At 69.7% G+C, this 13,117-nt stretch carries 13 protein-coding genes and 2 pseudogenes; 10 read left to right on the top strand and 5 right to left on the bottom strand.

Going from position 1 to position 13,117, the window contains the following annotated elements; all coding sequences use genetic code 11:
• Positions 1–26 precede the first annotated feature (26 nt).
• From O7605_RS17085 to O7605_RS17055, 7 genes are all read left to right on the top strand, one after another.
• Complete coding sequence (locus O7605_RS17085; RefSeq protein ID WP_269740104.1) at positions 27–647, top strand: pyridoxine/pyridoxamine 5'-phosphate oxidase; 621 nt, start codon at positions 27–29, stop codon at positions 645–647.
• Positions 644–1,864: a 3-deoxy-7-phosphoheptulonate synthase gene (locus O7605_RS17080; RefSeq protein ID WP_269740103.1), complete on the top strand. Its 1,221-nt coding sequence runs from the start codon at positions 644–646 to the stop codon at positions 1,862–1,864. Before O7605_RS17085 ends, O7605_RS17080 begins: the two co-directional genes overlap by 4 nt.
• A gap of 7 nt (positions 1,865–1,871) precedes the next feature.
• Positions 1,872–2,549 carry a DUF2461 domain-containing protein gene (locus O7605_RS17075; RefSeq protein ID WP_269740102.1) on the top strand — a complete coding sequence of 226 codons (678 nt, stop codon included), beginning with the start codon at positions 1,872–1,874 and terminating at the stop codon, positions 2,547–2,549.
• 2 nt (positions 2,550–2,551) lie between these two features.
• The gene (locus O7605_RS17070) at positions 2,552–4,186 is read left to right on the top strand and encodes a (2,3-dihydroxybenzoyl)adenylate synthase (RefSeq protein WP_269740101.1); all 1,635 of its coding nucleotides are present in this window, start codon (positions 2,552–2,554) and stop codon (positions 4,184–4,186) included.
• Entirely contained in the window at positions 4,183–5,352 is a 1,170-nt protein-coding gene (locus tag O7605_RS17065; protein ID WP_269740100.1) for an FAD-dependent oxidoreductase, read from the top strand. Before O7605_RS17070 ends, O7605_RS17065 begins: the two co-directional genes overlap by 4 nt.
• A gap of 373 nt (positions 5,353–5,725) precedes the next feature.
• Complete coding sequence (locus O7605_RS17060) at positions 5,726–6,667, top strand: hypothetical protein (RefSeq protein WP_269740099.1); 942 nt, start codon at positions 5,726–5,728, stop codon at positions 6,665–6,667.
• Between the two features lie 228 nt (positions 6,668–6,895).
• The gene (locus O7605_RS17055; RefSeq protein WP_269740098.1) at positions 6,896–7,294 is read left to right on the top strand and encodes an Imm7 family immunity protein; all 399 of its coding nucleotides are present in this window, start codon (positions 6,896–6,898) and stop codon (positions 7,292–7,294) included.
• A gap of 19 nt (positions 7,295–7,313) precedes the next feature.
• Here the strand turns inward: O7605_RS17055 and O7605_RS31945 are convergent, their stop codons facing one another.
• A complete protein-coding gene (locus O7605_RS31945; protein WP_332317135.1) occupies positions 7,314–7,514 on the bottom strand; it encodes a hypothetical protein in 201 nt (66 codons plus the stop codon).
• Here O7605_RS31945 and O7605_RS31940 point away from each other — a divergent pair.
• Complete coding sequence (locus O7605_RS31940) at positions 7,422–7,856, top strand: transposase (RefSeq protein WP_332317179.1); 435 nt, start codon at positions 7,422–7,424, stop codon at positions 7,854–7,856. The two genes, O7605_RS31945 and O7605_RS31940, sit on opposite strands and share 93 nt — an antisense overlap.
• 71 nt (positions 7,857–7,927) lie before the next feature.
• Here the strand turns inward: O7605_RS31940 and O7605_RS31935 are convergent.
• Positions 7,928–8,299 (bottom strand): annotated as a pseudogene (locus tag O7605_RS31935) (nucleotidyl transferase AbiEii/AbiGii toxin family protein); the annotation flags it as partial.
• A 2-nt stretch (positions 8,300–8,301) separates the two neighbouring features.
• A pseudogene (locus tag O7605_RS31930) lies at positions 8,302–8,868 on the bottom strand (hypothetical protein).
• 164 nt (positions 8,869–9,032) lie between these two features.
• Here O7605_RS31930 and O7605_RS17030 point away from each other — a divergent pair.
• Positions 9,033–9,662 (top strand): RNA polymerase sigma factor, encoded by a 630-nt coding sequence (locus O7605_RS17030; RefSeq protein ID WP_269740094.1) that lies wholly within the window; start codon positions 9,033–9,035, stop codon positions 9,660–9,662.
• Positions 9,659–10,450 (top strand): hypothetical protein, encoded by a 792-nt coding sequence (locus tag O7605_RS17025; RefSeq protein ID WP_269740093.1) that lies wholly within the window; start codon positions 9,659–9,661, stop codon positions 10,448–10,450. Before O7605_RS17030 ends, O7605_RS17025 begins: the two co-directional genes overlap by 4 nt.
• 46 nt (positions 10,451–10,496) lie before the next feature.
• Here O7605_RS17025 and O7605_RS17020 read toward each other — a convergent pair whose 3' ends face one another.
• Together O7605_RS17020 and O7605_RS17015 are read right to left on the bottom strand one after the other, a co-directional pair.
• Positions 10,497–11,057, bottom strand: coding sequence for a hypothetical protein (locus O7605_RS17020; RefSeq protein WP_269740092.1), 561 nt, complete (start codon positions 11,055–11,057; stop codon positions 10,497–10,499).
• Positions 11,058–11,183: 126 nt separating this feature from the next.
• Positions 11,184–12,455 carry an ATP-binding protein gene (locus O7605_RS17015; RefSeq protein WP_269742661.1) on the bottom strand — a complete coding sequence of 424 codons (1,272 nt, stop codon included), beginning with the start codon at positions 12,453–12,455 and terminating at the stop codon, positions 11,184–11,186.
• Positions 12,456–13,117 lie beyond the last annotated feature (662 nt).

The following is a 13,117-nucleotide window of genomic DNA, read 5'->3' as shown; positions in this document are numbered from 1 at the left end:
GAGCATAAACACAGGAGGACGGTACGGTGCGAGTCGAACGGCGAGTACCCAGGCAACAGGCGGGCAATCCCCAGTGGATCGGAGTCGACCCGCTGCGACGGTTCCAGGACTGGCGCGCGGATTGGGTTGCCCGATGTCCCGCCGACCCGGCAGCCGTGGTGCTGGCCACGGTCGGGCCGGACGGACGCCCCACCGCGCGGTACGTCGACCTGGCCCGGGTCGACACCGGCTTCGTCTTCTTCACCAGCTACCGCAGCCGCAAGGCGACCGATCTCGCCGTCCACCCGTACGCCGAACTCTGCTTCGGCTGGTTGGAGACGTCCCGGCAGGTCCGGGTCAACGGGCCGGTGGAGCGGCTGGACCCGCTGGCCAGCGACGAGTACTACAGCCGGCTGCCCCGACCGGTGCAGCTGCTGGCCTGGTCGACCGACCAACGGTCGGTGCTCGACGAGCCGTTGACCGACCGGATCGTGGCCACCGAGCGGCGCTTCGCGGGACAGGAGATACCTCGGCCTACGCAGTGGGGCGGGCTACGACTGCTACCGGAGCAGATCGAGTTCTGGCAGGGCGGCCCGGCCGGTGCGCCGGAACGGTTGCGGTACCGGCGCACCGGGGACGGCTGGGCCGGCGAACGGATCGCGCCGTGACCGGATCCCTCGTCGAGCCGGAGGCGTTGCAACAGCCGCAGTGGCCGGATCCGGCGGCGGTGGCAGGCGTACGGGAGATCCTCGCCAGCCGGTCCGGCCTGGTTTCCGAAGCGGAGTGCGAGATCCTCGCCGCACGGCTCGACCGGGCGGCCCGGGGCGAGGCGATGGTGTTGCAGGCCGGCGACTGCGCGGAGCGGTTCACCGAGGCCGCCCCGAAGCCGGTCGCCGCCCGGCTGACCCAGTTGACCAGCCTCGCCGCGCGGCTGCACCGAGGCGCCGGGCTGCCGGTGGTGCCGATCGGGCGGATCGCCGGTCAGTACGCGAAACCGCGTTCGTCGGCGTGGGAGCGGCTGCCCGACGGTACGGTGCTGCCCGCGTACCGGGGAGACCTGGTCAACCGGCCGGAGGCGACCCGGGTGGCCCGTACCCCGGACCCGAACCGGATGCTGACCGGGTACGACTGCGCTGCCGTCGTGCTGCGCCAGCTCCGGCGACGGGCCGTGCCCGACCTGGAGTGGCCGGACCCGGCCGGTGCCGTGGGTCAGGTGCCCGCCCCGGTCTTCACCTCGCACGAAGCGCTGCTGCGCGACTACGAGACCGCGCTGGAGCGACCCGGAAGGGCCGGTCGGTACGCCTCCTCCGGGCATCTGCTGTGGATCGGCGACCGGACCCGGGCACCGCACGGCTGGCACGTGCGCTGGGCGGCGGAGCTGAGCAACCCGGTCGGTGTCAAGATCGGACCATCCATCACCGCCGGCGAGGCGGTCCGGCTGAGCCGGGTACTGAACCCGCAGGGTCGACCCGGCAAGGTGTCGTTCATCGTCCGGCTCGGCTCACAGCGGATCCGGCGCATCCTGCCCGAGGTGGTGCTGGCGGTCCGTCGGCACGGGGTACCGGTGGTGTGGCTGTGCGATCCGATGCACGGCAACACGTACCGGCTGCGCTCCGGCGGAAAGACCCGCCCGGTGGAGGCGATCCACGACGAGGTGACCGCCTTCGTCCGGATCCTCGCCGCCCACCGGCTGCACCCGGCCGGGCTGCACCTGGAGGTGACCCCGGAGGACGTGACCGAGTGCGTCGCCGCTCCGGTCGACACGCCGGTGTCACCGGCGCGGGTCGCGCAGCCCCGGTACACAAGCGCCTGCGACCCGCGGCTCAACCGGAAACAGGCGGACGAACTCGTGGCCCATTTCGCGGGCCTGACCCGACGGAGGTGAACCAGCGATGAGCAGACGACAGCAGGGCAGCGCGGACGTCAAGACGTTCGGCGGCTTCCCGGCCGAGGCGTTCCGCTTCTACCAGGACCTGGAGAAGCACAACACCCGCGACCACTGGCACCGGCACAAGGACACGTACGACTCGTGCGTTCGTGAGCCGATGGAGGCGCTCGCCGCCGAGCTCGGCGACAAGTACGGCGCGGTCAAGGTGTGGCGACCGCAGCGCGACGTCCGGTTCGCGAAGGACAAGTCGCCGTACAAGACGTACCAGGGGTTGACCGCCGGCTCGGCCGACAGCGTCGGTTACTACCTGCAGCTCGACGCCGAAGGGCTGCGACTGGGCGGCGGCTACCACGGCCTCTCCGCCGAACAGGTCGAGCGTTACCGCGAGGCGGTTGACGACGGCCGCTCCGGTGCCGCGCTGCAACGGATCGTCGACGACCTCACCGCCGACGACTGGGACCTGATCGGGGAACGGCTCAAGACCAGACCGCGCGGCTGTCCGGCCGATCATCCGCGGGTGGAGCTGCTGCGGTACCGGTCGCTGGCCGCCGACCGGGTGCACCGGGTATCCGACGGGATCGACGGCGAGGCGGCGGTACGCCTCGTCCGGGACGGCTGGGACGCGCTCGGACCGCTTGTCGACTGGCTGGACCGGCACGTCTCCACGACCGGAGGGAGCTGAACATGCTGGCCGGGTGCGTACCCTGGCCGCCGGAGTTCGCCCGGCGGTACACCGAGCGGGGCTACTGGCGGCCGGAGCCGCTCGGCACCCGGCTGCGGACCCTGGCCAGGGCCGACGCCGACCGGGTCGCACTTGTCGAGCCGGCCCGCCGGATGACCTACGGGGAGCTGGACCGGCGGGCCGACCGGTTGGCCGCGGGCCTGCGCCGGGCCGGCCTGTCCCCCGGGGACCGGGTCGTGGTCCAACTGCCCAACGTGATCGAGTTCGTGACGCTGTGCCATGCCCTGTTCCGGCTCGGCGCGCTGCCGGTCTTCGCGCTGCCCGCCCACCGGGAGAGCGAACTCGCCCACCTCTGCGCCATGAGTGACGCGACCGCGCTGGTGATTCCGGACAGCTACCTCGGCTTCGACCACCGCGAACTCGCCCGTCGGGTGACCGGGCCGGAGCACGTCTTCGTCGTGGGTGAGCCGGCGGAGTTCGTGGCCCTCGACACGGTGGACGCCGAGCCCGAGCCGCTGCCCGCCCCCGACCCGGCGGACGTGGCGCTGTTCCTGCTCTCCGGCGGGACGACCGGACTGCCGAAGCTGATTCCCCGAACCCACCAGGACTACGGCTACAACCTTCGGATCAGCGCCGAGAACGCCGGCCTGACCGCCGCCGACAGCTATCTGGCGGTGCTGCCGGTAGGGCACAACTACGCGCTGGCCAGCCCGGGCGTGCTCGGTACCCTGCACGTCGGCGGTCGGGTGGTGCTCGCTCCGTCGCCGAGCGTCGAGGACGTCTTCCCCCTGATCGAACGGGAGCGGGTGACGGTGACCGGGCTGGTCCCGCCGCTGGCCCTGCTCTGGCTGGAGATGGCCGGGGTCGCGGGGTCGGATCTGTCCAGCCTGCGGCTGGTCCAGGTGGGCGGCGCGAAGTTCGGTGCCGACGCCGCCCGACGGTTCGGCCCGGCCCTCGGTTGCGCGGTGCAGCAGTCGTTCGGCATGGCCGAAGGGCTGCTCTGCCAGACCGCCCTGGACGACCCGCCGGAGACCGTGGCCACCACCCAGGGCCGGCCGCTCTCTCCCGACGACGAGATCCGGGTCGTCGACGCCAGCGGTGCCGTGGTGCCCGACGGCGAGGTGGGGGAGCTGCTCACCCGTGGGCCGTACACCCCGCGCGGCTACTACCAGGCGGAGGAACACAACGCCACCGCCTTCACCGCCGACGGGTTCTTCCGCACCGGCGACCTGGTCCGGCTGCTGCCCAGCGGGCACCTGGTGGTGGAGGGCCGGGTGAAGGACCAGATCAACCGGGGTGGCGACAAGGTGGCCGCGGACGAGGTGGAGGACCATCTGCTGGCTCATCCGGCCGTGCGGGAGTGCGCCGTGGTCGCCATGCCGGACCCGCTGATCGGCGAGCGGACCTGCGCATTCGTGGTGCCCGGACCGCGTGGTGCGGCGCCACGGCTGGCCGAGATGGTGGCGTTCCTGCGGGACCGAGGGCTGGCGGCGTACAAGCTGCCGGACCGGTTGGAGCTGGTCGAGTCGTTTCCGCGTACCGCGGTGGGCAAGGTGGACAAACGGCGGCTGCGGGAGCGGATCCGCGAACTCACCGGCGCGCAGCCCGGCTCCACCAGCGCGGAGGGTGGCCGATGATCGTGGTAGGCGCCGGTCCGACCGGCCTCACGGCCGCCCTGGCGCTGCGGGCGGCGGGTCTGCCGGCCACGGTGCTGGAAGCGGAGCCGGCGGACCGTGCCCGCCCGGGCAGCCGGGCCCTGTTCGTACACAATCGGACGTTGCGGCTGCTCGCCGGGCTCAACCCGGACCTCGCCGAGGAGATCGCCCAGCGGGCCGTGGTCTGGCCGACCCGCGAGACGTACTACCGGGGGCGGTTGGTCTACTCCCGTAGCTATCCGCCGCACTCCGGCGGGCTGCCCCCGTTCGCCAGTCTGCGTCAGGTGGAGACGGAACGCCTGCTCCTGGCAGCCTGCGAGCGAGCCGGGGTCCAGTTCGAGTGGGGCACCGGGGTGACCACGGTCTCGACCGGGCCGCAGGCGGTCACGCTGGAAACCGGGGACGGTCGGCGGTGGAGCAGCGGGTACGTCGTCGCCGCCGACGGTGCCCGCTCGGCGGTCCGCCGCTCGCTCGGCGTGCGGCTGCACGGCCCCCGACCGCGCGGCTTCCACGTCGTCGTCGACCTGGCCGAAGATCCGAATCGGCCAATGCCGCCGCGCCGGATCTTCCGCTACGAACATCCGGCCCTCGACGGTCGTACCGTGCTCCAGGTGCCCTTCGCCGGCGGCTGGCAGATCGACCTTCAGTGCCGCGACACCGACGCCCCGGAGACCTTCGACAGCGTCGAGGCGGCGCGGCGCTGGCTGCCCGCCGTGGTGCCGAAGCGATATCGGGACCGGATCCTGTGGGTCGCCCGGTACCACTTCCACCAGGTGGTGGCCGACCGGCTCACCGACGAGCACCATCGGGTGCTGCTCGCGGGGGAGGCGGCGCACCTGTTCCCACCCTTCGGCGCCCGGGGGATGAACAGCGGGATAGCCGACGCCGTCGCCGCGGCCGAAGCGATCGCGGCGGCGGACGCCGATCCGACGGCGGTGCCCAGGTACGCCGCGCGACGACACGCGGCGGCCCGCTACAACCGGGACGCGGCCGGGGCCGCGCTGCGTCACCTGCGGCCGGGACGGGCGATGCGGATCCGGCAGCGCTGCTGCGCCACCCTGGCGCCGGTGGTTCCGGCGCTCGGCCGGTGGCTGGAGACGGCGCCCTACGGACCCCGTCAGGGCCCGTCCACCGAGAGCAAGTACTGACCTGCCGGGCGTGGACCGTCGTCACCCCATCCCTTTCCGGTCACCGGAGGTGGCGGCTTCTCGGCAAGCTCGGTGCGGCGGACGTGCCGAAGATTGAACGGGACCGGCTTATCGTGCTCTTCCGTCTCGTGGCCAGCCACCACGCGACGCCCCGGCAGGAGACGCCCGGCATCCACCCGCGTCGTCAGAGATGGTGGTGTCATCGCGATATCATGGCGGACGGCAGCGCGCCTGCCTGCGCCCGACGTGACAGCCCACGCCTGGTTGCGTCCTGGGGCCAAGAGTCTCCGACTCCGCGCGGTTGGGTCGAGATCCCGGCGTGCCTGCCACGCCGACCGTCTGGTGAAGGGCGTGGGACTGCACCGGAGGCGCCATGTCTGATCAGAACCCGCGGTTCATGCCACGGCCGGGGCGCGCCCGCAAGCGGGCGATCCGGGAACAGGCCGCCCGGACCGGAGTCGCCTACTCGGTGGCTGCCCGGCAGCTTGAGGCGGTCGGTCTCCAGCCCGGCGAGACTCTCTCCAGCTATGGACGCACGATCTATCCGACCGGCTTCGACTCACACCGCCAACTGCTGATCGAACGCCGCGAACGGCGGTCCTTCGAAGAGCGGATCGCGGATACCCGGCGGGCCGGGAGGCTCCCCGACGGCCGGGCCCAACACCTCGTCGAGCGTTTTCCGCCCACCCGGGGGCCCAACGGGACCGGGGTGGGCCCGCTCTACCACGGTGAAGGACGCCAAGAACTGCTCGCGATGTTGTACATCGTCGTCGCGGCCGAGTCACCGGGGCTGCTGCCCGAGGTGGGTGACCTGGCCTGGATCTCGGAGATGGGGGAGGAGACCGCGCTCGATATGGCCTGTGCGGAGTTGGACCGTGAAGCCCGCCGGCTGCTCGACCGGGAGCCGGTCGTGCTGTGGCCGGCGATCGAGAAGGCGCTGGCCGCCGCCGAGCACAGCACCGACTGGCAGTTCCGCCGAGAGGCGATCCGGCATGCCGCGCTTCTCCGCACCATGGTGACCCCGCGCGAGGGCTGCGCGGGAGAGCTGTACGTGGACGGGCTGCCCATCCTGGGTGTCCGGCAGATCCTGGACGCTCTGCTCATCGTCGCCGACGACGGTCACGCCCCGGGCACCCGGGCCCGCCTGCTCCGTGACCTCCACCAGGGGCGGACGGCCACCATCGTGGGTGCTCTGTGGGGACCGTCAGGTCCGCCGGTGGGCTACGACGTCTGGGTCGACGAAACGAAGACGTCGATGTCGGCGCGTTCCGACGAACTGGTCGTGCTTGCCGACCAGGAATTGTTCCCGCGCTGATCGGGACCCTCTCATTTCTGCCGGGCCGTACGCCGGGGCCGACCCGTCTGGGTCGGCCCCGGCGGCGTCACTGGTCAGGCCCGCTCGGACAGGGTTGTCGGTGTCCTGACCCGACGCTCTGGCGGCCTGGACCGCGTAGCCGCCGGCCAGCGCGAAGGAAGCTGCACGAATACGGTGCCTGGAACGGCATCGAGCCCGTCATCGAAACCAGACCGCTCGGAGGGTGGCATGTACGAGTTCCACGGATGGTTTCGCCTCTCGCAGACCACCGAGGAATCAGACGTCGGCCAACTCCACGCCATCATCGATGAGCTGAACGAGATGATAGCCGGGTTGGACTTCCCGACGAACGTCTCGGCGGAGGTGACGGTACTCAACGGGGAGTACCACCTGCTCCTGCACGGAGTGGCGAACCGACGTCGGGATGAGGCGGCAGGGATGCGCCAGGTGCTCAAATTTGTGGCACGAAGGCTACCGGGCTCCTATGGCCTCCTCTACGAAAAAGACGAGGAAATGCCTGTTCCTCCCGGACCGAACGCGTTCCTGGTCCACGTCATGGCGCGGGGTGACATCACCGAACGCCTCGACCCGTTTCTGTCACCGCTGCACCCCGTCGTGGAGGACTGATTCCGCTTGCAGGAACTACTCACCGGGACCAGCCCTCCCCTGGAGCGGGCAGTGGACCTGAACCGGAAGCGCCGACCTCATCGCCGAGCAGCTCGACCAGCACCCCTCGGCGCCGATCATCGGGAGCATGCCCGGCATGGGTAACCTGCTCACCGCCGAACTGCTCGTCCACACCGCCGGCATGACCGAGTACGACAGCCCCGCCAAAGTCGCCGCTCATGCAGGTTTGGCACCTGTTCCCGCGACTCGCGAATGGTCTCCAGGAAGACACGCGCCGAAGGAAAGAACCACCGGCAAGCCATTCTCGCCCGGCGACGCCTCGACGTCCTCTGGGCGCTCGTCCGGGTCGGCAGAACCTTCACCCGACCGGCACCAGCGATCCGCGCGGCAGCCTGAACCGGACCGCTCCCTGCCGACGCAACCCCGTCGCGCCGGCCGATTCACCCTGCCCTCCAAGATCACCCCGGAGTCGCACGGAGACTCCGGGTTTGGTCCTGGGCTGGGCGAACACGGGTCAGGGGAGCGTGGGTCGTCGCGGGCCACGCCCTGCCACCCCAGGTGAACCCCCAGGTCGCTAGACTGTGCCCTCGCGCCCTCGTAGCTCAGGGGATAGAGCATCGGTTTCCTAACCCGACGGTTCGCGACCGCGTCGTCGGGGTGGAGTACGGGTCCGATCGCCATGAGGATCGGTTCGTTGGCACGCCAGTCCACGCCGAGTTCGACCTTGGAAACCCGTACGCCGTCGGTGACGGCCAGCCGCGCGAACGTATCGTACTGCCGTTCGGTCTCGACGGTCAGGCCGTCGTTCCGGTAGGCGTTTACGACGGCGGCGACCGCGGCGGTGAACTCGTTGCGGCGGTCCCAGGCGGTGAACAGGTCGACGTCCTCGCTGGGCCGCTCCAGGAGTCCGGCGGCCTGGACCGCGTAGCCGCCGGCCAGAGCGAAGCCGTATCGTTCGGCCGCCGCGAGTCCGGTACGGGCGAGGCGTTCGTGGAAGGGGTCCACCGCTACGCCACCTCGCTACGGGTTGCGGCGAGTTCGGGGAAGGCTTCCTCCCAGCGCTGGCGGAGCTGGGGTGGCAGCCAGAGGGTGGGCCAGAGCCGCCGGAGGAGGTCGGCGTCGAGCCAGGTGTGCAGATCCTCGACGCTACTGGCTTCGGTGAGTACCACCTTGTACATGCTGGCCAGGCGTGCGGTCCGGTTCAGGTCGTACTCGGCGTGTCCGGACCAGTCGAGGTGACGCGGGAGTGTCACCGTGCCGTCGGTTGGGCCGCGCAGCGCGGCGAGGGTTTCGGCCACGACGTAGGGCTTGCGGTCACCGTAGGGCCGGTAGTCCGCCGGCGGCTAGGGTGCCGTCCTGCGCCGGCTGAGGTTTGTCGCCCGTCGGACGTCCGGTCGGAGCGCCTGACGGATCGTCTCCCGGCTGTACCCGGTGACCCGCTGCAGATCCACCGGCCGCCAGCCGGCGGCGTGGAACGCCCGTAGCTGCTCGTCCCGCTCGGTCAACGCCTGTGCCCGCGTCGCCTCGTACCTGGAGACAACCGCCTGCAGCTCATCCTCGGAGAACCGACCCATGCTCGTCAGCCTACTACGCTAGGCCAAGCATGCTTGGCCTAGCGTACCCCTTGTTGTCGGTGTCATGAACCTGAGCCGGCTGTGGCGAGCATGCTGCACTGGGCTAGTTCAGATGTAGTGCTACCGGAAGTGGAACCTGACGGGCGCAACGGTCATAGGAGAGTGTGAGCGAGACGGCGGACATGATCCGGGCCGACGACGGCGAGCTGTGGCAGAGAGCGCGCCAGGGGGAGGCCGAGTGCTTCGGTGTGCTCTTTGACCGGCACGGCGGGGCCATCCGGGCATTCTGTGCCCGCCGGACCGGCTCGATCGACGCCGCCGATGATCTGGTCTCCATCGTGTTCCTGGAGGCGTGGCGTCGGCGGGGTGAGGTCGAGCTGGTCGATGGCAACGCGCTGCCGTGGTTGTACGGGATCGCTCGCCGAACGATTCAGCATCGCTGGCGGACCGCGGTGCGGCATCGACGGGCGCTGGAACGGCTGGCACCCGCTTCGGCCACGCCCGACCACGCCGAGGAGGTCGCCGGCCGGCTCGACGACGAGCGACACCTGACCCGGTTGCGGGCGGCTCTCGAGCGACTCAGGCCGCCCGACCGCGACGTGTTGCTGCTCTGTGTCTGGCAGGGCCTCACATATGCCGAGGCGGCAGTGGCGCTCGGCGTACCGGTGGGCACCGTCCGATCACGGTTGTCGCGGGCCCGGTCCCGGCTCGACGCCGAGACAGAATCATTAACCATCGTCGATCCCGCGACCTGCCCAGTCGACACCCCCACACAGCGACAGGAGATGTCATGACTGAGCTGCGATCCCGCCTGGACCCACAGCGCCACACCGACGTTCGGCGAATGCTGGTTGCTCAGGCCTCGCGTGGCGCTGCCCCGATCCGGAACCGGCGTATCGCCATAGCCGGTGGCCTCACTGTCCTGACCGCGGCAGTCGGCTTCATCGCGCTCGCGGTCGACCCCGAGCAACCGCAGCAGAATTATGCCGCTTGGACGCCCGTCCCGCAGGCCGCTCCACCACTGACCGCTTCGGATGAAGACGTTGAGCGCTGGGCTTCGAAATGCAGCGACCTCGGCGTCGGCGGGGTGGGCGTCGGAGGTGTCCCGGCGCGCCGCGAGGCGGCGGACCGACGGGAGGTGCTGGTCGATCGACGCGGCGGCTTCACCTTCTGCGTCGATGTCTCGATGGGCAGCGGCACCTCCAGGGACCCCTTGATCGCCCTGTCCGGCCTGAAGGCCGACGGGCGCAATGGGCTTAACCTCATGGCGGCCACCGTCTCCGACAAACCGTTCACCAAGCCGCAAGACAGTGCCGTGCTGGTGCTCGGCGGCGTTTTGCAGCAGCCGCCAGAGGGCGGCATTCAAGCCTTCCAGATGTTTGGCCTGAGCGGTGCCGCGGTGACTGGCGTCGACGTAGTACTGGCGAATGGACTTCGAGTGAGCGCCACGCTGAGGAACGGCATCTGGGGTGTGTGGTGGCCCAGCGATCGTGGCGAACTCGCCGGCAGCAAGCTGCAGGTGCGCACTGCCACCGGCGTCACGCTCGTCGACCCGTCAACCGTCCGGCTACCGATCCAATAACCAGAGGTTCGCGAACCTTTGGGTCGGCTCGGTCCTGGTTTGATCGTCACTCGCGGACCAGTCCTGGTGGCAGCGCGTCCTCGTCGGGTCGGACCTGGCGGGCGTTGGCCACCGGGTCGCGCTCCAGGGTGTGGATCAGTGGTGCCGGCCCGCCGATGCAGGTCCAGGTGTCGTCCCAGAGCGCGGAGACAAGCCATGACCGGTCGGCGGGAAAGAACAGATCGGGTAGCGTGCCGCGGCCGTGGCGCATGTGCCCACCGGTGCGCCAGGTGAGGGCCTGCTCGGGACCGGCCTCGACCAGCACGTACGGCCAGTCCCAGTAGAGGAACACCCTCGGGGCCTGAGGGAAGACGACGTCGTGGGCGCCGGTGTCGAGGTAGGCCAGCCACCACGGCTGGTCCGGAGTGTGCGTGATGAGGTCCTCGACCAGGGCCTGCTCGTAGGTGGCGGCGGTGACCTCGTCGGCCTGGTACGTGGTGGCGTAGGCGTCGAAGACCGGTGGGATGGCGGTGGTGATCGAGACGCCGGCAGTGGTGTGACCGGCGATCCAACTCACGTCGGCGGCGGTGCCGACGCGCCAACTCCGCCCGTGCTTGCTGACCTGCACACCGCCATTCAAGCCGCTGCAGCGTCGGTTGGCCAGGAGCCAGACCGGTGGCGTCCGGCGACCAGCCGTCATGGGCCGCCATGCCATACGCCTGCCCGGGCTCGATGGAGCGCTGATGCTGTCAGGTCAGTCTGCTGTCGAGGCGGAAACCTGCCATATGGTGCTGACCGGCATGGCACGGAGTCTGTCGCCGAATGGCAGCGTGGCGGTTCCGGTATAGAGGACGATGCCGGCGACGAAGTCATTGCCGAGGCGGTCGGCCAGTCGGCGTAGGCCGCGGAAGTCGTCGGGTCCGACGGTGGTGGCTGCTTTGACTTCGATCCCGACGACCTGACCGGCTCTGTTTTCGAGTACCGCGTCGACTTCGTACCTGCTCTGGTCACGGTAGTGGGACAGGTCGACGAACTGCTCGGACCAGGTGAGTTGCCGGGACAGCTCGGAAAGGACAAATGATTCGAGCAGCGGGCCGAACGGTGCGCCCGGCCGGAGCAGTGCCCGGGCGTCGGTCGCGATCTCGTTGGCGGCGATGCCCGAGTCGACGAAGATCAGTTTCGACGCGGAGGTGGCCCGGGTGCCCAGGTTGCGGGACCAGCCCGGGATCCGTTTGATCAGAAAGATCTCTTCCAGGGCTTGGAGGTAGCGGGCGATCGTCGGCCGGCTCAGTCCGAGGGCGGATTCGAGGGAGTTGGCGGCGATGATGGTCGCGGATCTGGCCGCGAGGAGGCGTACCAGCCTGCGTAGCTCGCCCTTGTGCTGAATGTCGGACAGCTGCCGGACATCGCGGTCGATGAGCGCCTGGACGTAGGCGTCGAGGAATCGTTGGCGGCGGCGCGGGTCGGTGCGGGTGGTGGCCTCGGGCAGGCCGCCGCGCACGATTCGGGCTGCGTAGTCGGCGCGGGTCACGTCCGACTCGTGTCGCAGGTCCGGGCCGAGCGCGAAGACGGCGTCGATGAATCCGTCCAGGGCCCCGTCGAGTTCGCCTTGGGAGAACGGCCAGAGCTCGATAGTTTCCATCCGACCGGGCAGCGCGTCCGGCGCAGCCACCATGCCGAACAGCCGAGACGATCCGGTGAGTAGGTACCGGCCAGGACGGGGATCTTCGTCGACGGCAGCCTTGATGGCCAGCAGCAGCTCCGGAGCGCGCTGGATCTCGTCGATGACCAGGAGTTCGGAGGAGTCCACGAATCCGACCGGATCGGCGATCGCCGCTGCCCGGTCCTGAGCCCGATCAAGATCGCGGCGCTCGGCCAGACGATCGCCGGCAACGAGGCGGACCAGGGTGCTCTTGCCTGCTTGGCGTGCTCCGTTGATCAAGACGACGCGGGTGTCCGCCAGGGCAGCATTGACCTGCGCGGCGGCGCGGCGGGGGATCAGGTGCGGTGTGGGCACGGGCGTCATCATAGCGGCCGCATTTTCGATCTGCGAGGACTTCGGCTTTCGATCTGCGGGCCAACGTGCGTTCGATATGCGGTCGTTTGATGTTCCATCTGCGGGCGTGCGGGCGAGCCGGTTCATGAAGGTGTCCACGGCTACCTCGTGTTGCTGCTGGGCCTGCATCCGCAGAAGATCCCTACTAGCCTGAACAACCAAGATCAGCAGAGGTGGCGCTGCGTGAACTCGCGTAGAGACTCCCTGGGCTGCTACAACAACCGTCTCGGGAAACGTGGGCCACGCCCTGCCACCCCAGGTGAACCCAGGTCGCTAGACTGTGCCCTCGCGCCCTCGTAGCTCAGGGGATAGAGCATCGGTTTCCTAAGACGACGCTCTATCTGTACCCGGAGGCTGACTAGCTGCCGGTTCCAATTTTGTTTTCGTGTTAGTGGGTCGCACACGCGCGTTGCTGTGCTCGCTTGCGAAAGATCAGCAGAACGGGCGTAAGTCCTGCTCAGGCGATGCTTCGGTCGCTTCGACGCGTCCTCATCGAGATCCGGTGAAGGTGTCGCGCCACCTCAGTTTACGGTCTCGCGAGAGCGTGGGCCGCAGCGTGGCGAGTTTGGCTGCGCGTGCCGGATGCTGATGGCCGACCCAGAGAACCCGTCCGATGAGGTATTGAGCAAAGC

The sequence above is a fragment of the Verrucosispora sp. WMMA2121 genome (genome assembly GCF_027460185.1).
In the GTDB taxonomy this organism is placed as follows: domain Bacteria; phylum Actinomycetota; class Actinomycetes; order Mycobacteriales; family Micromonosporaceae; genus Micromonospora; species Micromonospora palythoicola.
The sequence above is the reverse complement of the archived record's forward strand: the minus strand, read 5'-3'. Positions and strand labels throughout refer to the sequence as shown.

Coding starts and splice junctions, on each gene's coding strand:
- O7605_RS17075 (WP_269740102.1), top strand. CDS start 1,872: ATGAGCAGACGACAGCAGGGCAGCGCGGACGTCAAGACGTTCGGCGGC.
- O7605_RS17070 (WP_269740101.1), top strand. CDS start 2,552: ATGCTGGCCGGGTGCGTACCCTGGCCGCCGGAGTTCGCCCGGCGGTAC.
- O7605_RS17065 (WP_269740100.1), top strand. CDS start 4,183: ATGATCGTGGTAGGCGCCGGTCCGACCGGCCTCACGGCCGCCCTGGCG.
- O7605_RS17060 (WP_269740099.1), top strand. CDS start 5,726: ATGTCTGATCAGAACCCGCGGTTCATGCCACGGCCGGGGCGCGCCCGC.
- O7605_RS17055 (WP_269740098.1), top strand. CDS start 6,896: ATGTACGAGTTCCACGGATGGTTTCGCCTCTCGCAGACCACCGAGGAA.
- O7605_RS31940 (WP_332317179.1), top strand. CDS start 7,422: ATGCCCGGCATGGGTAACCTGCTCACCGCCGAACTGCTCGTCCACACC.
- O7605_RS31945 (WP_332317135.1), bottom strand. CDS start 7,514: ATGAGCGGCGACTTTGGCGGGGCTGTCGTACTCGGTCATGCCGGCGGT.
- O7605_RS17025 (WP_269740093.1), top strand. CDS start 9,659: ATGACTGAGCTGCGATCCCGCCTGGACCCACAGCGCCACACCGACGTT.
- O7605_RS17015 (WP_269742661.1), bottom strand. CDS start 12,455: ATGACGCCCGTGCCCACACCGCACCTGATCCCCCGCCGCGCCGCCGCG.